At 42.8% G+C, this 19,451-nt stretch carries 19 protein-coding genes; 9 read left to right on the forward strand and 10 right to left on the reverse strand.

Annotated features, from left to right (window positions below; genetic code table 11):
* Complete coding sequence (locus tag ACO6S0_RS19145) at nt 1-699, reverse strand: SIMPL domain-containing protein (RefSeq protein WP_422349882.1); 699 nt, start codon at nt 697-699, stop codon at nt 1-3.
* A 163-nt stretch (nt 700-862) separates the two neighbouring features.
* Between ACO6S0_RS19145 and ACO6S0_RS19150 the strand changes: the two genes are divergently transcribed.
* Nucleotides 863-1,993, forward strand: a complete 1,131-nt coding sequence (locus tag ACO6S0_RS19150) for a glycerate kinase (protein ID WP_422349883.1) — start codon at nt 863-865, stop codon at nt 1,991-1,993.
* A gap of 76 nt (nt 1,994-2,069) precedes the next feature.
* On the opposite strand, the gene ACO6S0_RS19155 is transcribed toward ACO6S0_RS19150, so the two are convergent.
* The 5 genes from ACO6S0_RS19155 to ACO6S0_RS19175 all read right to left on the reverse strand — a co-directional run bounded on the left by ACO6S0_RS19155 (nt 2,070) and on the right by ACO6S0_RS19175 (nt 6,842).
* Nucleotides 2,070-2,666, reverse strand: coding sequence for a GNAT family N-acetyltransferase (locus ACO6S0_RS19155; RefSeq protein WP_422349884.1), 597 nt, complete (start codon nt 2,664-2,666; stop codon nt 2,070-2,072).
* 82 nt (nt 2,667-2,748) lie between these two features.
* A complete protein-coding gene (locus tag ACO6S0_RS19160; protein ID WP_422349885.1) occupies nt 2,749-4,923 on the reverse strand; it encodes a DUF5916 domain-containing protein in 2,175 nt (724 codons plus the stop codon).
* Between the two features lie 115 nt (nt 4,924-5,038).
* A complete protein-coding gene (locus ACO6S0_RS19165; protein WP_422349886.1) occupies nt 5,039-5,293 on the reverse strand; it encodes an Ada metal-binding domain-containing protein in 255 nt (84 codons plus the stop codon).
* Nucleotides 5,293-5,988 carry a 2OG-Fe(II) oxygenase gene (locus tag ACO6S0_RS19170; RefSeq protein WP_422349887.1) on the reverse strand — a complete coding sequence of 232 codons (696 nt, stop codon included), beginning with the start codon at nt 5,986-5,988 and terminating at the stop codon, nt 5,293-5,295. Before ACO6S0_RS19170 ends, ACO6S0_RS19165 begins: the two co-directional genes overlap by 1 nt.
* A gap of 14 nt (nt 5,989-6,002) precedes the next feature.
* Entirely contained in the window at nt 6,003-6,842 is an 840-nt protein-coding gene (locus ACO6S0_RS19175) for a bifunctional helix-turn-helix domain-containing protein/methylated-DNA--[protein]-cysteine S-methyltransferase (RefSeq protein WP_422349888.1), read from the reverse strand.
* 184 nt (nt 6,843-7,026) lie between these two features.
* On the opposite strand from ACO6S0_RS19175, the gene ACO6S0_RS19180 reads away from it, so the two are divergent.
* The 5 genes from ACO6S0_RS19180 to ACO6S0_RS19200 all read left to right on the forward strand — a co-directional run bounded on the left by ACO6S0_RS19180 (nt 7,027) and on the right by ACO6S0_RS19200 (nt 12,499).
* Nucleotides 7,027-7,782, forward strand: coding sequence for a LytTR family DNA-binding domain-containing protein (locus ACO6S0_RS19180; RefSeq protein WP_422349889.1), 756 nt, complete (start codon nt 7,027-7,029; stop codon nt 7,780-7,782).
* Nucleotides 7,783-7,941: 159 nt separating this feature from the next.
* Complete coding sequence (locus tag ACO6S0_RS19185; RefSeq protein WP_422349890.1) at nt 7,942-9,417, forward strand: CRTAC1 family protein; 1,476 nt, start codon at nt 7,942-7,944, stop codon at nt 9,415-9,417.
* The gene (locus ACO6S0_RS19190; protein WP_422349891.1) at nt 9,414-11,606 is read left to right on the forward strand and encodes a molybdopterin cofactor-binding domain-containing protein; all 2,193 of its coding nucleotides are present in this window, start codon (nt 9,414-9,416) and stop codon (nt 11,604-11,606) included. Before ACO6S0_RS19185 ends, ACO6S0_RS19190 begins: the two co-directional genes overlap by 4 nt.
* A 314-nt stretch (nt 11,607-11,920) precedes the next feature.
* Entirely contained in the window at nt 11,921-12,109 is a 189-nt protein-coding gene (locus tag ACO6S0_RS19195) for a type II toxin-antitoxin system HicA family toxin (RefSeq protein ID WP_422349892.1), read from the forward strand.
* Nucleotides 12,110-12,130: 21 nt separating this feature from the next.
* Nucleotides 12,131-12,499 carry a type II toxin-antitoxin system HicB family antitoxin gene (locus tag ACO6S0_RS19200; protein ID WP_422349893.1) on the forward strand — a complete coding sequence of 123 codons (369 nt, stop codon included), beginning with the start codon at nt 12,131-12,133 and terminating at the stop codon, nt 12,497-12,499.
* A gap of 236 nt (nt 12,500-12,735) precedes the next feature.
* Here the strand turns inward: ACO6S0_RS19200 and ACO6S0_RS19205 are convergent, their stop codons facing one another.
* Both ACO6S0_RS19205 and ACO6S0_RS19210 read right to left on the reverse strand, forming a co-directional pair.
* Nucleotides 12,736-13,902 carry a hypothetical protein gene (locus ACO6S0_RS19205; RefSeq protein WP_422349894.1) on the reverse strand — a complete coding sequence of 389 codons (1,167 nt, stop codon included), beginning with the start codon at nt 13,900-13,902 and terminating at the stop codon, nt 12,736-12,738.
* 207 nt (nt 13,903-14,109) lie between these two features.
* Nucleotides 14,110-15,126 (reverse strand): helix-turn-helix domain-containing protein, encoded by a 1,017-nt coding sequence (locus ACO6S0_RS19210; protein ID WP_422349895.1) that lies wholly within the window; start codon nt 15,124-15,126, stop codon nt 14,110-14,112.
* A 918-nt stretch (nt 15,127-16,044) separates the two neighbouring features.
* Between ACO6S0_RS19210 and ACO6S0_RS19215 the strand changes: the two genes are divergently transcribed.
* From ACO6S0_RS19215 to ACO6S0_RS19225, 3 genes are all read left to right on the forward strand, one after another.
* Nucleotides 16,045-16,617, forward strand: coding sequence for a hypothetical protein (locus ACO6S0_RS19215; RefSeq protein WP_422349896.1), 573 nt, complete (start codon nt 16,045-16,047; stop codon nt 16,615-16,617).
* A 254-nt stretch (nt 16,618-16,871) separates the two neighbouring features.
* Nucleotides 16,872-17,204: a single-stranded DNA-binding protein gene (locus tag ACO6S0_RS19220; protein WP_420401772.1), complete on the forward strand. Its 333-nt coding sequence runs from the start codon at nt 16,872-16,874 to the stop codon at nt 17,202-17,204.
* Between the two features lie 138 nt (nt 17,205-17,342).
* Complete coding sequence (locus tag ACO6S0_RS19225) at nt 17,343-17,765, forward strand: hypothetical protein (protein ID WP_422349897.1); 423 nt, start codon at nt 17,343-17,345, stop codon at nt 17,763-17,765.
* Nucleotides 17,766-18,016: 251 nt separating this feature from the next.
* On the opposite strand, the gene ACO6S0_RS19230 is transcribed toward ACO6S0_RS19225, so the two are convergent.
* Both ACO6S0_RS19230 and ACO6S0_RS19235 read right to left on the reverse strand, forming a co-directional pair.
* Nucleotides 18,017-18,538 carry a ferritin gene (locus ACO6S0_RS19230; RefSeq protein WP_422349898.1) on the reverse strand — a complete coding sequence of 174 codons (522 nt, stop codon included), beginning with the start codon at nt 18,536-18,538 and terminating at the stop codon, nt 18,017-18,019.
* A 50-nt stretch (nt 18,539-18,588) separates the two neighbouring features.
* Nucleotides 18,589-19,428, reverse strand: a complete 840-nt coding sequence (locus tag ACO6S0_RS19235) for a phosphatase PAP2 family protein (RefSeq protein ID WP_422349899.1) — start codon at nt 19,426-19,428, stop codon at nt 18,589-18,591.
* Nucleotides 19,429-19,451 lie beyond the last annotated feature (23 nt).

Below are 19,451 nucleotides of genomic sequence, written 5' to 3' on the forward strand. Positions count from 1 at the left end.
TTATTTGGACAATTCAAACTTGATGTTCACAGAAGTTTCCACTTTGATTTTTTCAAAATCAAGGTCAAGGGGTTGCGCCTCCGCAGCATCCATGGCCATAGTTTTTATCTCCATTCTGGGTTGGTTATATCTTGGATAATACGGAGTAGAGGTATCCATGATATGAATGGCAGCGCCAACTTTTTGTCCAAGGGGGGCGGTCAAGGCCTCTGCTTTTTTCTTGGCCTTTGCCACCGCTTTGGACTTGAGTTCCAACTCCAGTTCCTCCATTTTTGAGTATTCGGTTTTTTCCAAATAGGTATTGGCAATGCCCAATTTTTCCAAGGCCATTAAGACTTCAGCCGCTTTTTTTCCAGAACGCACCAAAAGGGAATATTGCTTGCTTTTTAGAACCTCCTTTTGTCTTAAAAAGTACTTTTTGAAGTTGCTGCTCAAGTCTTTGATCACCAATTGTTTTTCCAAATCAATGCCTAAGGCCCTAAGGCTGTTGGCCATTTTGTTTTCCTGCTCTTCAACAGATTTCCGACCCTTGGAATCTTTTTCTTGAATGGTAATGTTCAGGAAAATTTTGTCCGGTGTTACCAAGGTGTCCACCCTAGCGGAGGTTTCCAAATAAGGAATATCCAAAAAGTTTTTGGTTTGTGAATTCATGGTCATGGTGAAAGCAATAAATAAGGATAGTGTTATAATTTTTTTCATGATAATGATTTTAATTGGGGATATACAACTTCTGTTCCAAAAATAAACTTAATATGCACATGTAGTATATAAAGTTGCCTGCCAATAATGGATTTCCTTGGGATTTAAGCCCTTTCATCGTAATATTGAATAGCCCCGTATATTTAGTTAATACCTAACTGCCATGAAATTTGTGATTGCTCCCGATAAATACAAAGGTTCCCTGACAGGGACACAGTTTTGCGAGGCGGTTGAAAGGGGGATTGGAAGGGTGTTCCCGAAAGCCCAAATTCTGAAAAAACCCTTGGCAGATGGTGGCGATGGTACTTTGGAGGTGGTTCAAGCCTACCTGAAGGCATCTTTGGAAACAATCAAGGTCAAAGACCCTTTATTTAGAGATATTGAAGCGGGCTATTTGTTATCACAAGATAAAAAAACAGCTTACATAGAAATGTCTGAAGCCTCAGGCTACAAACTGCTACGGAAAGAGGAAATGAACTGCATGCGTACCACCACTTTGGGAACAGGGCAATTGCTTTTGGATGCCGTGCATAAAGGAGCGCAGCACATTGTTTTGGGCATTGGGGGGAGTGCTACCAATGATTGCGGAATGGGAATGGCAACAGCCTTTGGTTATGTCTTTTTGGATGCCGATGGAAATCGGTTGCAACCTGTGGGCAAAAATTTGGTCCATGCACATAAGATTGTAGATGATGAAACTTCACCGTTATTGGAGAAAATCCAGGTTAAGGTGGCTTGTGATGTAAACAATCCGTTGTATGGGAAAAATGGGGCCGCCCATGTTTACGCGGCACAAAAAGGGGCTTCGCCCGAAGAAATTGAAATACTGGATCAAGGCCTTGAGAATTTTGCCAATGTGCTGCAGTCCCATTTTGGCAAAGATGTTCGGGATGTGCCAGGCGCGGGTGCCGCAGGGGGAATGGGCGCAGGAGCCATAACTTTTTTAAATGCCCAATTGGTCTCGGGAGTGGATTTGGTCTTGGAAATGGCCGATTTTGATTTGGCCTTAAAAGATGCAGATTGGGTGATTACCGGAGAAGGACAATTGGATCATCAGACTGCTGCAGGGAAGACCATAGCTGGAGTGGTCAAGATGGCAAAGACCCGCCAAATTCCAGTGGCGGCTTTATGCGGATCCGTAAATGCTTCTATTCAACAAATTCAGGAAATGGGCTTGGACTATGCCGTATCCGTGCTTAACCAAGTAGGGAGTTTGGAGGACGCCAAGGCCAACAGTTTTTCCAATTTGGAACAAGCTAGTTTCAATTTTGCGAAGCTACTAGAAGTAAGGTAGCACTACTCATGTCAGGTCGAGCTGTAATCTTGAGCGCAGTCGAAAGAGCTGTCTAGACCTAAGACACCAAGAAATTTCAATAGGTTTTATTCATCCTGTGTTCCAATCCGTATTTCACGGTGGCCCACTCACTTTCCAAAATGGAAAACACTACGGTATCCCTATAATTTCCTTGGGGGTCAATTCGGTGATTACGCAAGATTCCTTCCTGTTTGGCCCCAAGCTTTGAGATAGCTGTCCTGGAAGTAAGATTATGGTAATGCGTTCGGAATTCTACGGCAATACACTTCAATTGTTCAAAGGCATGTTGCAGCAATAAATGTTTGCATTCGATATTTAGACCGCTCCGTTGGTTGCTTTTGGCATACCAGGTGGCGCCAATTTCAAGTCGTCTATGTTCGGCCTCAACATTGAGGTATCTTGTAGAACCTACAATTTGATTGGTGGTTTTGTCAATTATGGTAAAGGGCAAGGCCGTCCCCTTCTCCTGATTCTGAAGGGCTGCTTCAATGTAGGTGTCAATGCTTTTTTCCGAAGGAACTGACGTAAACCATAGCTCCCATAATTTACCGTCCGAAGCCGCTTGTAAAAGTTCAGCTTTATGGGATTTTTGAAGCGGTATTAATTTGACCCTCTTGCCTTCAAGGGTAGTAGGTTGTAACCAGTTTGCCATGGAGTTGTTTTTATCACTCAAATATAGGGTTAACTTGGGGTTTTACCTTCCACTTAATAAAAGCGGTAAGGCCAAATACACCTTAAAACTGTTTTAAAAAACTAAGCTTGATTATGGCTTGTCGTTCAAAGATAGTATCGCTTTCAAGCTTGTTTTGGTTGGAATTAAAAACGATATAAACATAGGACAGCGGGTTGTATTCCCAAGCGAAGCGGATATTATAGAAATCCGAGTCGTTTTGCGTATTTCTTTGATACAGGCCAGACAAACTTAATCTTGGATTGATATAAACCCTACTCTCCAAAGTGAGCAGGTCTACAGTGCCTGAAGAGGACGTTGAGCCCAAACCGGTAAACTTATCACTGTTGATACTTCCCTTAAGAAAAATATGTGGAATTGGAATAGCTGACAACGAAGCATTCCAGGTCCGCAACTCTCCATCGTAAAATTTGCCAAAGGTATGGCGCAATTCTGTCGAGAATTTACTGGAAGGGTCGGTGCCCAACGCTATACTATATCTGTTGTAAGAGTAGGAATCAGGGATGATCTCCACGTTCAACAGTTGCAGGGGTGCGTTTAGTTTTTGTTCCACAAATGAGGTGCTGAAACTGAGGTATCCTCCGTTCTGGGCTTCCAACCAAAACGGACTAATGGTCAATTCCCTTTCCAGAAATGCTCCTGTGGATGCTTGATGATAGAGATTGCCAATAATCCTAGGTCTATATGCCCGCAACAACTTTTTAAAAGGCAATTTTGGCCCTCTAATATTGGCAATGATTCCAGGAGATGTAGCGATGACATCGGAACGGGAAGTAAAACCAAGTTCAGGATTAAAGTTTTTGTCCAGATAGGACTGGGTCCACCATGCATTTACTTGATTGGTATCATATCGGTATTGTAAGTAGCCGCCAAAATGGGCATCATCCCCATCCATATCCAAAGAAGAAAGTGCCATGAATCCTAGACTATGTGCATTGCCCATTCTGAAAAAGCCATCAACCCCAGCAACTGCATTGTTGTTGTCCTGAATTTTTGTTGTTGCAATGGCACCAAGGCGGTTCTGTTTTCCAAAATTCTTGACATATCGTCCAACTAGATTATAGGCATCCTCTTCCTTTATGCCCATAACTCCAAAACTCTCCTTTGGCGATTGATGTACAAGCCTTAGACCTGCTTCTATGGTTTTGGGTGTGCCATTTTCATCCAACCCGATTCTGCGGCTAAAAAATGGAATTATGCTTAGATTTCCAGATCCTCCCGTATCACTGTACAATCCGGCCCCGAATAAGGAGGCATTCTCAAGAAAAAACTGCCTTCTTTCCGGGAAAAAAACTGAAAATCTACTGATGTTGTTCACTTGTCTATCCGCCTCTGCCTGTGCAAAGTCCGTATTCGCAGTAATATCCAGTAGGGTGTTGGTGGAAAGGGCCCACTTAATTTCGCCACCCATTATATATTCGGTTTCGGATGCTTGAGTGTTCCCATTGGAGCCAGATTCCGTGTACTTTGATAGTACGTAGGGATTTATCCGAAAGTTGGTTGTGGGCTTTGGGGGTTTAATTTGGGTAAGCAGCCCAAAATACTCCGAACGGTTAAATCCATATGCTCTTGGATATGGGGACCAGGCCGAAATCTCGTTGCTTTTCCTTCGTTGTCTCACAAAGTTGATGCCCCATTGGGAATCAGTACCTTGAGTGGTTCCGTAACGCAGGGTCTTCCAAGGGATTTGGAATTCCGCGAACCAACCCTCTGTGGTGATTTTGGTGCGAACGGTCCATAACCCGTTCCATTTAGCATCAAAGAAGGTGTCGTCAAAAGAAAGATAGTCTTTTTGGGATCCATAGGGATTGACCGCAAGGGTGACGCTGTTACGCTCATCAAGAAAACCATCAATCCCAACGGCAAAGGTATCATTGGATAAGAAGGAAAAGTCTCGGGCCAAGTCGGGAACACGAATTCCTTTTTTTCCGTCTGGATCTTGACAAAACGCCCCAACGTAAAGGTACTTTTCATTGTATAACACCCGTACCGTGGTCTTAAACTTGGATGGTTCCCCTTGATTGGGTTCCACTTGTATAAAATTAGAGAGTACAGGGGCACTTGCCCACTCGGTTTCATCAAGATTGCCATCTATGTTAAGATACGTTGCAATGGATTTGGCAGGGACATGCAGTTTGTCCTTGGCTGGTGCAAATTCAGTTTGGGCCTTTAGGGATAATCCCAATAACAACAGGCAGGATAGAATTACTTTTTTCATTGGATTTTGGTTTAAATTTTGATACAAATGAAGCCCACACTACTGCCGTGCAAAACCCGATTCTTGCTACTTTCAGGTAAATGGAGTAGTATTTCTTTTGTAGTAAATTGGGGTGTTACGGGAGGTCTGTTGTCTTGCTTTTCCAAACCTTGTAGGCTTGTTGCATGCAATGACCGCAAGGGCGATATCTCGCTTCCTTGGCTTCTTGTTCCGTGCGGAAAAAGACTCGGTTTTCCACTTTCATCCGCATTCCGGATTTGCAGTGCAAAGTGCCATAAATTTTAAGTCTACGGTTTCCCGCCCATTGAATCTTTTGATGCCTTAGCGCATGAAAGAGCTCAGATTTGGAGAGTTCATCATGTCTTTTCATTATTGCGCCGCATCGTGAAAGATGATGCCCAAGGTGTACCTTTCCCCAGAATGCACTTCGCTCACCCCGTGTTTCATGGTCACTCGGTAAAAACCTTTTTTTCCTTGGACTGGCCTAAAATTGGTAGAAAAAATGAGCATGGATCCTTTTTTGGGATGCAAAACCATGGCTTTTGACTGTGCTCTGGGTACCTGCTGCGTGAGCACAAATTCCCCTCCAGAATAATCGGCGCCATAATCGTTTAGAAACAGCACCGCCTGCATGGGGAAGTATACTTCACCGTATAAATCCTGATGGAGCGTGTTAAAGCCACCTTCTAGATATTTAAGAATCAAGGGTGTGGCCAAATGTTGGCCATGATTGGCACAGTGTTGATGAAGTTTCCCCAAATCCTGCGGATAGACCATATCCAGTTTTAATTGAGACATCCATTGATTGGCAACGGGAACCAATTCGGGATACACCATTTCCCGAAGTCTTTGGATGATGTTGGGAAGAGGATATTTAAAGTACTTGTAGGTTCCAGCTCCAAATCGGTAGCGTTCCATGTCCACGGTCTTTCGATACAAATGGGCTGTATCAAAATTGGAAATGAGCTGCTGGCATTCCTGATCACTTAGAACATCTTCGATGACGGCATAGCCTTTTTGGGAGATTTCGTTTTGAACGAAATCCCTATTGATTTTCAAATGCATGGTTCTATGATTAACTATTGAACTTGTGCCGCTTCCCAGCCAATGATGGCCGTTTTTCTGGTCGTGGTCCATCGATAACCCCCCAATTGCCCGGAGGATTGTATTACTCGATGGCATGGAATTAAATAGGCGATGGGATTACTGCCAATGGCCGTACCTACCGCCCTAGAGGCTTTGGGCTTTCCAATGTCTTCCGCAATGCTGCCATAGGTGGCCAGTTTTCCCTTTGGGATTTTTAATAGGGATTCCCATACTTTGAGCTGAAAATCAGTGCCCTTGAGATGGAGTTTTATTTCGGATATCTGACTCCAATCGTTGGCGAAGATCATCAAGGCATTTACCTGGGTTTGATCCACGCGTTGGTGATAGGTCGCTTTGGGAAATTGTTGTTTTAGCTCATAAAGACCCTTTTCTTCATCTTCAATAAAGGCGACATGACACAGCCCTTTTTGGGTAGAGGCTATGGTCACCAAGCCGAACGGACTTTGGGCGTAGCTATAATTTATGACAAGGTTTTCTCCGTCGTTTTTGTATTCCCCTGGAGTCATACCTTCCAAGGAGACAAAAAGATCATGTAGTCTGCTGGTACCCGAAAGTCCAGTTTCCAAGGCGGTATCAAACAAGGTGGCTCCTTCTTCTTTCAGCAGTGTTTTTGCATGTTGTACACTTGTATATTTTAGGAATTGTTTGGGGGTCACACCTGCCCATTCCTTAAAAATTCGCTGAAAATGGTATGGACTCAGGTGTACTTGTTCTGCAATTTCATCCAAACTGGGCTGCTCCTTAAAGTTGCTGCTAATGTGCTGAATCGCTTTGGCTATTCGGTCGTAGTTCAAATTTTCCTGTTCACTCATGATATTCGCATTTTGTTTGACCCAAAAGTAAAGCGGTTAAAGAGGGTTAAAAACCCGTTTCTTGCTGACTTGGCTTTGCACGCATAAATTTAGCAAGGGTTTCCTAAAATGAAATAATTTTGGTAGGATAGAGCTGCTTAGGGTTTAGTAACTTTATGAATTCCCATTAGCTTGGATAGCACAAATGAAACTTAAAAACTTCACGATTCTTATTTTATCGATAGCGCTCTTGCTGGGCGTATTGATCTATTGGCGCGAATATGCCACAAGAGATCAGGTAACTTGGTTTCAGGTTGTGTTATGGCAACTTGGGATATGGGCACCGTGGATTTTGGGCTTTTTGGTGTTGGACAAAATTGAAAAGCGCGGCAGAAATACAAAATGGGGTCTTCCCTTGCTCTTGACAGGAGGATTGCTTTTGATTTGTATCCACTTTGGATGGTTTTTTGGACTTAGTTCAACGGTTAGCCCCTATTTGGATTTGGAGGGATCCAAGTTTGGGGTATATCGATACTTCTTTATTTTTTGGACGCTGATAGATGTTGGCTTGGTTTGGTTTGTTGTTGACAAGCTGAGGAACCCAAAACCCCAAGAAACCGAACCCTCCTTAAAACTGGAGCTCACCCGTGGCGGAAGCACTTATTTTTGTGAACCCTCACAAATTCAGTTATTGTCTGCGGAGAACTATTATACCAAATTGTTTACCACCCAAGGAGTTTTTGTCATGCGAAAGCCATTGAAAGCATTCTTGGAAGTCTTGCCCATGGATACTTTTCGAAAAATTCACCGTTCCACCATCATCAACCTTGATTATGTCTCGGAACTTGCAAGGGGGAATGGCAGCACCCTGGAAGTGATCATGAAGGACGGTACTCGAAGAAGGGTAAGCAAAAGCTTCGTTAAGGAAATCACACAATTGTTTAGGGAGCGAACCTATTAAGACCGTTCGCTATCAAAATGTGGTCATTTTACTGCAACATGGTTGCCGCTGCCATGCTATTGGGTAAGTTTAAGGAACCGACCAAGCAAGCACTCAATCATCAATCAAATCTTCGCAATGGGTTCCAATTGTTTATGCCGTCTTCCTCAATTCTGGGTATTGCTGATACTACCGATGCTTCAACTTAGTGCCCAGGAATGGGAGTTCACACGATTGGATCTTAATGTTAAACCTCAGGGTTCCAGAGGAGTTTCCATTGCTGATCTGGATGGGAATGGATATTTGGACATTGTGGTTGCCAATCAGGTCGATTCCTTATTGCAGCTTGGGAATACGATTCTTTTCAATACTGGCAAAGGATTCAATCGAAAGGCCATTGCAGATAACAACTTGGAAGCCTGGAGTGAATCGGTGCACACAGTGGATGTGGATAACGATCATGACCTGGATATCTTTTTTACTACTCAATTTGGTGTCCCTAATCTACTCTTTGAAAATAATGGCAAGGGTAATTTCAACCTGATCCAAGCAGGGGACCTTACCACCGATTTGACCAATACTCCTGGTGCTTGTTGGTGCGATTTTGATTTGGACGGGGACATGGATGTTTTTGTGGTAAACAGGGATGGAGAGGACGATAGTCTATATGTAAATGACGGAAACGGAACTTTTAATAGGGCAAAAAATGGCCCTTGGATTGGAAACAAGGGGGACGGTAGATCATGTGCTTGGGGCGATTTAAATAGCGATGGCCTTCCTGATCTATATGTGGCCAATTTTGTCGTAAAACAGGATGGAAAAGTCACCGGGAAGCATAGAAATTACCTTTATCTGAGCACCTCTGATGGTGGTTTTGCAGAGCAAAGGGAGCGTGTTTTGGTGAAAGAACTACAAGCCACCTACGGCGTCACTTTTGTTGACTTTGACTACGATAAGGACTTGGATATTTATGTGACCAATGTAGCCCGTTCGGATGAAAATACCCTCTATGAAAACTTAGGTAATGGTAAATTTGAAAAGTTATCGGAAAGTGGAGTTGCTTACGAAGTAAGAAGACCTTCCAAAGGTCAGACATGGGGTGATTTCAATACGGATGGTTTTTTAGATCTGTATGTGGCCAATGGCACGGAAGGATATCCCGAAATCCAGAATTTTCTCTTTTCTGGAAAGCAAGAGGGTAGCTTCAAACGAGTTTATAACTCCCTTCCAGCTAATCAAGGACATATTTCAGCAGGCACAGCTTCAGGGGATTTGGACAATGATGGGGATTTGGATCTCTATGTGTGCAACTGGGGAGGAGAGGCGGAAGCCGATGATTTTTACATCAACCAAAATACATCTGGGCAATGGCTAAAGTTGAGACTTGAAGGCACAGAATCCAACAGTTTTGGAGTTGGAAGTTGGGTTACACTTACGCTCACCAACGCGACCCAAATGACCCGCTATTTTATTCGCGAAACAGGCTATGGCAGCGAAAATGCCCCGGAAATCCACTTTGGCATTCCATCTGAGGTGCAGATCGAAAAAATTGACATTGAATGGCCATCAGGAATACAACAATCCAGCGCAAACATTTCCGTAAATACCGAGTATATAGCCATTGAGGGAAAGGAAATTAAACCCATCAAAAAATGAAAAACGCTTTAAATCGAAGGAATTTTATCAAACTTACGGCCACGGCCAGTGGCGCATTGATGGTTGGAGTACAACTGCAATCTTGTTTAACCGAAAAAAAACCTGTCATTACCCACCAATTTTCACCACTGATTAAAATTGATACGGATGGATGGGTAACCCTGATGGCCAAAAATCCAGAAATAGGTCAGGGTGTAAAGACGGCTTTACCTATGATTTTGGCCGAGGAATTGGGCGCCGATTGGAACAAAGTCAAGATAGAGCAGGCCGATTTTGATAAAAAGTACGATGAACAATGGGCTGGGGGCAGTTATGCGATCATCCTCAATTGGGATTTGATGCGCAAGGCGGGTGCCCAGGTTCGCCATGCACTGCAAACTGCGGCATCCAAGCAAATGCATTTGCCGATCGAGGAACTGGTGACCAAAGATAGCAAGGTGATCCATCAGGAATCTGGCAATTCCCTTCCTTTTGAAGTTTTACTGCAAGAAGCTTCAGAGGTGGCACTTCCTGAAGAAGTGGAATATAAACCTTTGGAAGCTTATAGCATTGTCAAGAAAAACACCCCTCAAACCGATTTGGACGAGATGGTCACGGGATCTAGCACTTTTGGAATGGACATAAAATTGCCCCATATGGTATATGCCACCGTTCGGAAAAACCCCGTCCACGAGGGCGGTGTATCCAGTTTTGACGTTTCGGAAACCAAAGCGATCCAAGGGGTGATTGCTGTATATGAGCTCAACAACAAGGATTATGGGGGCCGACTTTTGGCTTCCAACAGTCCCAATTTTGTGAATGGAGTTGCGGTGGTGGCCAATTCAACTTGGGCCGCCTTTAAAGGGTCAGAAAAATTGAAAGTGGAATGGGACAATTCAGGCTGCAGATTGGAGGATTCCGAGGAGCTGTTTCAACGTTTTCATGACCAACTATCCGATACGACCATAGAACGAAAGGATGGCAACGTCACCAATGCCATGCGAAATGCGGCAAGAATCCATGAAGCCACTTACGAGCTACCTTTTTGGGCGCACGTGCCCATGGAACCCATGAACTGTACCGTGGACTTTAGGGATGATATTTGCGAGGTCTGGGCGCCTACCCAAAATCCGGAGGCATTGCAAAATGGCTTGATCAAGTTGTTTGGTTTGGAAGCGGAGCAAATCAAAATCCATATTCCAAGGATTGGAGGCGCTTTTGGAAGAAGGTATTACGTGGACTACGCCATGGACGCTGCGATTATTTCCAAGAAAATGGGAAAACCGGTAAAGTTGACCTGGACCCGGGAAGAAGATGTGAAACACGATTGGTACAGACCTGGAAGTGTACAAAAAATATCCGCTGGCTTAGACAAAGATAGAATGGTAACCGCTTGGCGACATGTGTTGGCCAATGCATCCCGAATGACTTCCTTGGGACGTGAGGGAAGGGTAGCTGGTACAGAAATAGACGAATATGAGTTTCCGGCAGGGTTCGTTCCCAATTTACAATTGGAATATGGGCATGTACTGAGCGATATTCCCTTGGGGCAATGGCGTGCAGTATCCGCCTCTGCCAATGCTTTTAGTATTTGCTGTTTTTTGGATGAGTTGGCTTTTGAAAATGGGATGGATCCCATCGATTACTTTCTAAAATTTTTGGGCCCTGCCCGAATGGTACCCGTAGTAGGGGAGTATGAATTTGATAATGGACGTTTTATCCATGTGATTGAAAAGGTACGACAGAACAGTAATTGGGATAGTCCACTGCCCAAAGGGCAGGGAAGAGGCTTTGCAGCTCGAAAAGGTGCAGGATCCTTTATTGCCGAAGTGATCACGGTAGAGGTGGTGGAGGATAGTATCAAGATATTGGAGGTGCATGCGGTGGTGGACTGCGGTATTGTGGTGAATCCGTCGGGAGCTGAGGCCCAGGTGGAAGGTGGGATATTGGAAGGACTTTCTGCCGCCATGTATGGAGAGTTAACCTTTAAGGGAGGAGCAACGGAGCAGTCCAATTTTCATGATTATCCCTGGATTCGTATGCGGGATGTGCCTGAAATCCATGTGGAGTTTATTCAAAATGACTTGCCGCCAAGAGGTTTGGGGGAACCTCCTTTGCCCCCGGCCATTCCGGCATTGGCCAATGCCATTTTTGCCGCAACGGGGAAGCGGATAAGGAAATTGCCTTTATCTGGGAGTTTTAAGGTATGAATTAAGCCCGTCCAAAATAATCCATACGTTCCAAGGGTGTGCAGTCTTATGGCAATTTCCACCCTCTAAACAAGAAGAAGGTAATGTATTGATACAGAAAATCTGTATGGAGAGTATTTAGCTGAGTACAAGAGAGGGCCATTAGGCTCTCTAGTTTAAATCAATTAGTTTTAGACACTTCAACAAACCAAGCACATAACATTTTTGTTATATAACATTTATGTTATATATTTGAATGGATCTTTAGCCATAAAAGTTAATGATTGATTTCCTCGAAGGGGAAAAATTGATTGGAAACTTAAAATAATGGAGTTATGGCTAAGGTCAATGAGCTGATCAAGAGGCTCAAAAAGGATGGTTGGTATTTATATCGGCATGGCAAACGGCATGATATCTATTTGCATCCTACAAAGAAAGGAAAAGTAGTAATTGGAAGGCACGGTAGCAAGGAAATTGCTGCCGGAACATATTATGCTATTCTAAGGGAAGCGGGAATCAAATAGATTTCATAAACAGAAAGAAAAATGGCACTTACAGGAATAATAGAGAAAACAGGAACTGGTTTTTCCGGTTATTTTAAGGAAGTTGACGGAGTGGCTTCCGTAGGAGATAGTTTGGCAGAAATGAAAGAGAATTTGTTGGAAGCCATACAATTGAAGTTGGGCACTGAAGATGTTGGTGAAATAGACTATGTCATTGACCTGGAACAGTTTTTTGAATACTACAAAGTCATCAACAAGTCGGCCTTTGCGGACTATATTGGGATGAACCGAAGTTTATTTAGACAGTACGCAAGTGGGCTTACAAAACTTTCGGATAAAAAATTACAGGACATCACCACGGGATTGCAACGTTTGGCCAAAGATTTTGGGGATGTGGTTTTGGTGAAGTAGAGGAGCTCTAGGGCAATGGAGAACAAAACAACCATAAAGTTGTAATTTACAAGATATAAAACCCAACTATGGAAGCCCAAAACGAAATCACCGCAGTAATTACCAGTGCTGTTCTGACCGCAGTTGCCCTTTTTGCCATTTGGATGTACAGACGTTACCACTCCAAGAACAAGTCCTCCTAAACCTGAGAAAAAGAAACTTGTTCCATATACATAGGAACCCGCTAAAATGGTGTATTAGAGGTTTACTCTCTCCACTTTTCCATTGCTGTCTTCCAAAAGGATAAAGGACTGTGCTTTTTCCGTACGGAGTAGTTGCTCCTTTTCATCCTTGTAGATCTCACCTATTTTTTTGCCTTGGTGGTCATACAAGTATTGGATACTCGCATACCCCCGGCTTTGCCTGTATATGGGGTCTCCTTTTTCATTCATGTAATGGGTACGTAGTCTAAACGTTCCTTCTTTGTCCCATATAAATTTTTGACCGCTATATCCTCGATCTTCTGAAAGTTCAATTTCATCTTTTTCATTGATAAAATGGTACGATAATCGGTTGCCTTGGGGGTTATATGTCCGTTCAAAACCTTTATGGCCCCAAGCAGCTTTGGTGCGGTTGCCATCAACATCATAAAACCGTGTGCGAACTAGATACCCATTTTCGTTAAAATTATGACGTGCTTCGGCAATTTTTGGCCCTGTGGCATTGATTTTAGCACCGGAACTTGCGTTAGTGGCGATCCAATGCACAATTTCCTTTTTGTCACTGATCAAGTCTATTTGAACGGCATTATTTTGATGTTCCCAATTGGGACCGGTGGACAAAATGGATTTTAGGTTATTGGCACTATCAAAATTTAAGATGACCCAGGTATAGGGGAACCAATTGTTCATCGGAACAATTTTTTGGTCCTTGGAGTACCTAATTTCGCCAATCCCATTTTTAAGATAACTCCATTTATATGCATGAATACCCTTGAACTCCGTTGGCTTTCCGGTTTGGTCAAAGTAGTTGAGTCCTACTATTCTACCTTTTGGGTCCTTTGTATATACTGATGATGCCGGATTTTGGTCCGGTGGAAGGCCTAAATAGTTATAATGTTTTATCGTGATGTTAAAATCTCCATGTTCAAATAGGTTAATAGGGGCCCAGATAAAATCACTGCAGGTGTAGTTTTCATATAGTGGTTTGATCTTGCCATTGATTTGGTACGTAACCTTTTGAAGAGTTTCGTTTTCATAGTTAAAACAATACAGGGCCACCGAGTCCTTTTTGCCCATATGCTGATGGCCTCCTTGAAATGCATACAATGGGGTATGGGAGAAAGGAATGGTCCTATAGCATTCCTGCCCTTGTAGTAGAAGAGAATTAAGAAGGATAATCGGAAATAGGATATGTTTTTTCATGTATTGGGTGTTTTTTGCTGCCTTCAATCTGTTCATTGCTTCTGTGAGGAAAGAATAAGGCAACTTTTTTTTGTCCATCTTCTTGCTTGCACAAGGTTGTTTTGTAAATAAAAAAGATATATGCCCAGTAGAAGTACGCAAGTAGCATTCAGAACCCTTTTCTGCACGCTGCGGCTATTAATGGTCAGCGGAAATTACAGCAATACATCACAGGGAGGATCTATAGGTTGATGGAGTAGTCCCTATCCGTTTTTTAAAAGCGTTGTTAAACGCCGACTTTGAATTGAACCCCACTTCGTAGTAGATTTCTTTAATGCTCAGTTCGGATTCTTTTAGATAGTCCTTTGCCTCTTCTATTCTTAGGTCGTTAATCCAATCGTTAAGATTTTTTTTAAAGGCGGTATTGATAATCTCTGATACTTGATTGATGCTCAGCCCGGTAGAATTGGCGATGGTTTCACGATTTAAATTGGAGTTTTTAAAGGTCTTGCCCTCTGCCACATAGCTAATAATGCGTTGAAGTTGTGTTTGGTTGACCGGGGAGTTAAGGTGTTTGTATGGTCTCCTAAGTTGAGCTTTTGAAAACAGGGTAGGGTTGGTGATTATTTGCTTGATGACCAAAGTCATAAAAAGAATGGCGTAGATATCAAGGCTCGAATTAAAGTATTGAATTGCAACATACTTGCTGGCCTCAAAAAAGTTCAGCCATACAATCTCGGATAACAGCATCATCACAAGAATGCCAAAACCAATTTCAATGGATTTTACCCATGAACTGTGTTTTTTCAAAGGTTTTTTTATGCGGATATACAATGTGAGCAAAAAGTAAATGAAAAGAATGGAGCCATAATAGCTGCTCAAGAACCATTGTGGTACATGCCATGCTTGGCTAAAAAGAAGGATCCATATGGCAATTGCCCCAATTTGATACGGAATGATATGGACCAGAAAATTTCTTGTGGACAGTCCGCTAAGTTCGCGGGCATGGAAATACAAAGTAGGACCAAAAACAAGAACCGCACCTACACTCAACACGGAGTATTCAACAGGTTCAAATGCACCGATGAGATACAGAAGCTCACTTCCTAAATGCACTAATAGCGCAGCAAAAAGCAGTGTTAGGTAATTGGTGCGTTCCTTTTTTCTTACCGGAAGTATGGACAAGATAAACAACAAGACCAACGTAACGGCAATGGTGAAAATGTTGATGAAAATTGAGGCCATGGATGCGTTTCCTTCCTTTTTGGAGGGTTACAAAATAATCAAAATAATTATGGGGTTTTAGTGATTGTGCAATATTGGGGACAAGAGACGTGAGACGTGAGACATGAGACGTGAGACAAAGTAAAATAATTGGTTTATGTATGATGCAATGGGCAGCTAGATAAGTTCCAGCTTTATTAAGGCACCTATATACAATATGGGACAAGCTTAGAACAATTTTTTTTGAATGATTGAAAATGGATACTTTTATGAAGTGTCCAAAAGCCGCAAAATTTTGTATATAATAGTTGCTGCCCTTCTCATTCTTCTGGGCGTTGCAATTGGTATTTTTCTTATTCCAGACCTCATACCCCTAATAAAAAGGACACCTTATCAATTACTTGAACCTAGTTCATTTCTTAGGCACATGTTACATGTTGATTGGTTTCTTCAATTTCTTGGATGGTTGTTGGCATACGTAATTTTTAGGACAGGAATTGGCTTTTACAGAGACAGCCAAAAACCCACCTGAACCTGAAAAGAATTCAAAAACCGTCTAGTTAAAATTTTAAAAGAGAATTATTGCTAGATTCCTAGATGGGGATGTGGTCAGAACTGCTTTCTTGCCTTTCTATTTCTGCTGCTTCTGAAGTTCCTGCCCTTTTTTGTGAAGAAACTGACAAAAACCATTAATGCGCTCAGTAAGATTACTGAAATTAGTATTTGGTAAAACTCCTCTGGAAAACCCATGCCTTAATATACGAAAAATCAACGAGAACCTGAAAAAGAATCTAGGAGTTGAGGCACCTATATACAATATGGGACAGGATTTGACTTAAAAACCAGCATTTTATAGTTTATTTGGGTCGTTTATGGAGCATCTTGCCCATCCTTCCAAGTCTTTCCTATTTTACGGAAAACCATTTAAACAAGAACCTTATGAAGAACATTAAATTACTATTGATGTTGACGGGGGTAATGCTATTTTCGGTTTCCTGTGAGGTTGAATCGTATGAGGAAAACACTTTGGAGGCTACAAATGCAAAGGCCTCTTCCGATGCCGGGTGTGAAACTGGCTTTGCCATCTGCGCCGCCAACCTATCCAGTTGTTTCATTGACGACGGATTCAACCGATGGGGATGGACAATTGGGCCAATGTCCACGAGCGAGCATTTGTTCAGAATGTTTACCGGAGCCGGTCAATGTGATACCTCAAAGGGCAAACTGGCCGTTGGTGTAAGTATCGACTATGATAGTGAAACTGGGGTTGCAGTTGTTGAGTACAACGCCAAGGAAGGCTATGCCCTAAAGGAAACACACCTTTACATTGGTAACGATCCCTATCCGATGCAACAGCGTGGGAAGAAACTTGTACCCACCGTGGCTCCAGGGCAATATCCCTACAAGCATGGTGGTCTGGACGGAGCGTTAACGGACACTTACACCATTGAAGGACTGTCAGGAGAAATCTATATGATAGCACATGCCGTGGTATGCAAAGACGGCAATTAAGACCAATACCATAGAAATTTATTATGGCCCGCAATTAAGCGGGCCATTTCTTTTTAAACCCTCCTGGGCCTGAAAAGGAACCCAAATAGTAGGGTTGCTGTGCCCTTATCCAATCATTTGTAACCGACTACATACGTTTACAAACGAAAACAAACGATTAACGACCGTTTCTTGTTTTTTGGCACCCCTAAGTTTGCCCTGTCGATGCCATACAGCTCGATAGTATTAACTGTTTAACACGTAAAATTTAAATCATGAATTCACTAAAAAACAAAGTACAGTTGATTGGAAACTTAGGAAACGACCCAGAAATCGTATTGATGGAAAGCGGGAGCAAACTGGCCAAATTTTCCTTGGCCACCAATGAGACCTATAAAAATTCGGAGGGCGAAAAAGTCACGGATACGCAATGGCACAATATTGTGGCCTGGGGCAAGACCGCGGAAATCGCCGAGAGCTACTTGGAAAAAGGCAAGGAGGTAATGATTGAGGGCAAGCTGGTACACCGCAGCTATGAGACCAAAGAGGGTGAAAAACGCTATATCACGGAGGTAAAGTGTAATGAGCTGCTAATGCTGGGCAAATAATTGACCAGAATACAGATTATCGAGAAAAGGGGGCGATTGCCCCCTTTCTTTGTTTTTGCCCATTTTTAACTATAACTTAATAATAGACTGCGTAACAATGGGGGTGGTTGTACGTCTAATACAACAGATGAAGGAGCTATGAAAACTGTCAGATTCTTAATGGTGATTTTTGCTTGTGGCTTGGCCTTTCCGGCTTGGGCCCAAGTGGATGCGCGCGTACAAGGACTGCGGTTTTACGAGCAGTTGGCGCAGCGGGATACAAAGTATGAAATTGCACTCTATTCATTGGACAGTCAGGATCAGATGGACTATTGGATAGATCAAGGAAACTTTGAAAGACAATTGGGCAAAGTCGATTTTCCGGCTTACTTGGCCTACATGAAAGGAAAGAAGGAAGCCTATCAAACACATTTGGCCAAATGTGATACGCAATGTGAAAACAGTGAACTGTTCTTCCAAAAAGCCAAGGATTATTTATCGTTATCAGATGATGATTTTTGGAAAGGAATGAAGAGGGAAGAAATGGTTCACAATCAGCCCAATAAAAAGAAATTAAAATAAAAAAACCGCCAACAGGCGGTTTTTTTACGCTACTTTTTTCAGTAGGTCAAAACATGGGCAACGCTTGCAGCGTTTGTTTTCTCCCTTTTTATACTTTTTACAGCACTTGGTCTTGCAATTGGTTACCGGCAATTCCCGTAACCTGGCCTTGTGCTTTTTAGATAATTCCTTCTTCTTTTTTCCCATCATCCGGAATAGATGGGCCAAAAATAACTATTTTAAATTAATCTAAATAAAGAAATTATCAACAATTATTCCCCAGCAGTGTCCGAGGCGGCACTTTCCACTGTGAGCTGCTGTATATCCCTATCAAAAAGATATAGACCGCCCTTGTCGTTTCCAATTAGGTTTATCTTGTCCAAGACGGTCCTTGCCAAAGCTTCTTCCTCCAATTGTTCCGCCACATACCACTGCAAAAAGTTATGGGTGGCATAGTCTTTTTCCTCTAGGGTAACATGTACCAGTTCATTGATACTCTTGGAGACAAAAATTTCGTGATCATATAGTTCTTGGAACATTTCCTGTAGGGTACCAAATTCGGTTTTGGGAGCTTTTAAGGCAGAAACATGGGCATGCCCCCCGCGTTCATTTACATATTTGACCAGTTTGAGCATATGCATTCGCTCTTCATCCGAGTGTCCGTACATGAATCCTGCAACACCCTCCAGGCCTTGTACCTCGGCCCAGCAGGCCATGGATAAATAGACTTGGGAAGATTCAGCTTCTATACGTATTTGCTCATTTAGTGCTTTTTCTAATTTTTTGGATAGCATGTGTCTTAATTTTATCGAACATAAAAGTACAAAACCAAGTGGGTTTTCTGTCAGAAGTGTGCAGATACCCCCATGGTTCCCGGGCCAAAACTTAGGTTCCAGCTTATTTTTTTGGCTTGTGCGTTGTATTTTTCATTGTATTTGGAATCCAAGTAACGATCTATGGATTCCACGATAAAAATACTGAGGACGGTACTAAATGCTACATCGGAAACCCAATGGAAATCATCCATGATACGCACAAATCCCGGAATAAAACCAACAGTATACAACCCAGCCTTGATCCAGGGGCTTTTAAATTGTTTGGCGATGGCATAGGCATTGGAAAAAGCCAGCATGGCATGGCCAGATGGGAAGGAATCGTAATTGAAGACCCGGTCCAGGTGCAAAGGATCATAGGTGCCGGAACTAGCTCCACTTCGGGGTCTGGCCCTACCCACGATACGCTTGCTCACCTGTTGCAAGAACCCACCCGCTGTGGCCGTCGAAATTAGAAGTACCCCGGTACGTCTCAGTTTTTCGTTTTTGGTGAAAAGGCCGGCCAAATAGACTCCTCCAGTGAGCATGTAATTGTTGTTGGGGTTGCCATACTGATGGCCGTAATCCGTAATAAACCCAGGGACATCCTCACTAAAACCATTGGTCCAGTTGTTTAGCTCGTCATCAACCAAAAACAAGGCAGCTGTTCCCGCGGCCAAATAACCAAAGTTGGCCCAGTCATCTCCCTCCCAGTGAAATGGTCGCGAATAGGAATAACCGATTCCGCCGAACACATTGCCCATATCATAAGTGAAGTTTTTCCAAGTATTTTCTTTTTGGGATTGGATCTGCCCCAAGGATTGATAGTGGCTGACAACAAGTAGCAGAAAACAAAAAAAGATGCGTTTCATAGGGATAAGGGTTGAGGTTAGTG

The organism is Flagellimonas sp., assembly GCF_965233845.1.
Lineage (GTDB): Bacteria > Bacteroidota > Bacteroidia > Flavobacteriales > Flavobacteriaceae > Flagellimonas.

Bases quoted from the DNA above. Each gene is read 5' to 3' on its own strand.
- ACO6S0_RS19145 (WP_422349882.1), bottom strand. From the start codon at position 699: ATGAAAAAAATTATAACACTATCCTTATTTATTGCTTTCACCATGACC.
- ACO6S0_RS19150 (WP_422349883.1), top strand. From the start codon at position 863: ATGAAATTTGTGATTGCTCCCGATAAATACAAAGGTTCCCTGACAGGG.
- ACO6S0_RS19155 (WP_422349884.1), bottom strand. From the start codon at position 2,666: ATGGCAAACTGGTTACAACCTACTACCCTTGAAGGCAAGAGGGTCAAA.
- ACO6S0_RS19160 (WP_422349885.1), bottom strand. From the start codon at position 4,923: ATGAAAAAAGTAATTCTATCCTGCCTGTTGTTATTGGGATTATCCCTA.
- ACO6S0_RS19165 (WP_422349886.1), bottom strand. From the start codon at position 5,293: ATGAAAAGACATGATGAACTCTCCAAATCTGAGCTCTTTCATGCGCTA.
- ACO6S0_RS19170 (WP_422349887.1), bottom strand. From the start codon at position 5,988: ATGCATTTGAAAATCAATAGGGATTTCGTTCAAAACGAAATCTCCCAA.
- ACO6S0_RS19175 (WP_422349888.1), bottom strand. From the start codon at position 6,842: ATGAGTGAACAGGAAAATTTGAACTACGACCGAATAGCCAAAGCGATT.
- ACO6S0_RS19180 (WP_422349889.1), top strand. From the start codon at position 7,027: ATGAAACTTAAAAACTTCACGATTCTTATTTTATCGATAGCGCTCTTG.
- ACO6S0_RS19190 (WP_422349891.1), top strand. From the start codon at position 9,414: ATGAAAAACGCTTTAAATCGAAGGAATTTTATCAAACTTACGGCCACG.
- ACO6S0_RS19195 (WP_422349892.1), top strand. From the start codon at position 11,921: ATGGCTAAGGTCAATGAGCTGATCAAGAGGCTCAAAAAGGATGGTTGG.
- ACO6S0_RS19200 (WP_422349893.1), top strand. From the start codon at position 12,131: ATGGCACTTACAGGAATAATAGAGAAAACAGGAACTGGTTTTTCCGGT.
- ACO6S0_RS19205 (WP_422349894.1), bottom strand. From the start codon at position 13,902: ATGAAAAAACATATCCTATTTCCGATTATCCTTCTTAATTCTCTTCTA.
- ACO6S0_RS19210 (WP_422349895.1), bottom strand. From the start codon at position 15,126: ATGGCCTCAATTTTCATCAACATTTTCACCATTGCCGTTACGTTGGTC.
- ACO6S0_RS19215 (WP_422349896.1), top strand. From the start codon at position 16,045: ATGAAGAACATTAAATTACTATTGATGTTGACGGGGGTAATGCTATTT.
- ACO6S0_RS19220 (WP_420401772.1), top strand. From the start codon at position 16,872: ATGAATTCACTAAAAAACAAAGTACAGTTGATTGGAAACTTAGGAAAC.
- ACO6S0_RS19225 (WP_422349897.1), top strand. From the start codon at position 17,343: ATGAAAACTGTCAGATTCTTAATGGTGATTTTTGCTTGTGGCTTGGCC.
- ACO6S0_RS19230 (WP_422349898.1), bottom strand. From the start codon at position 18,538: ATGCTATCCAAAAAATTAGAAAAAGCACTAAATGAGCAAATACGTATA.
- ACO6S0_RS19235 (WP_422349899.1), bottom strand. From the start codon at position 19,428: ATGAAACGCATCTTTTTTTGTTTTCTGCTACTTGTTGTCAGCCACTAT.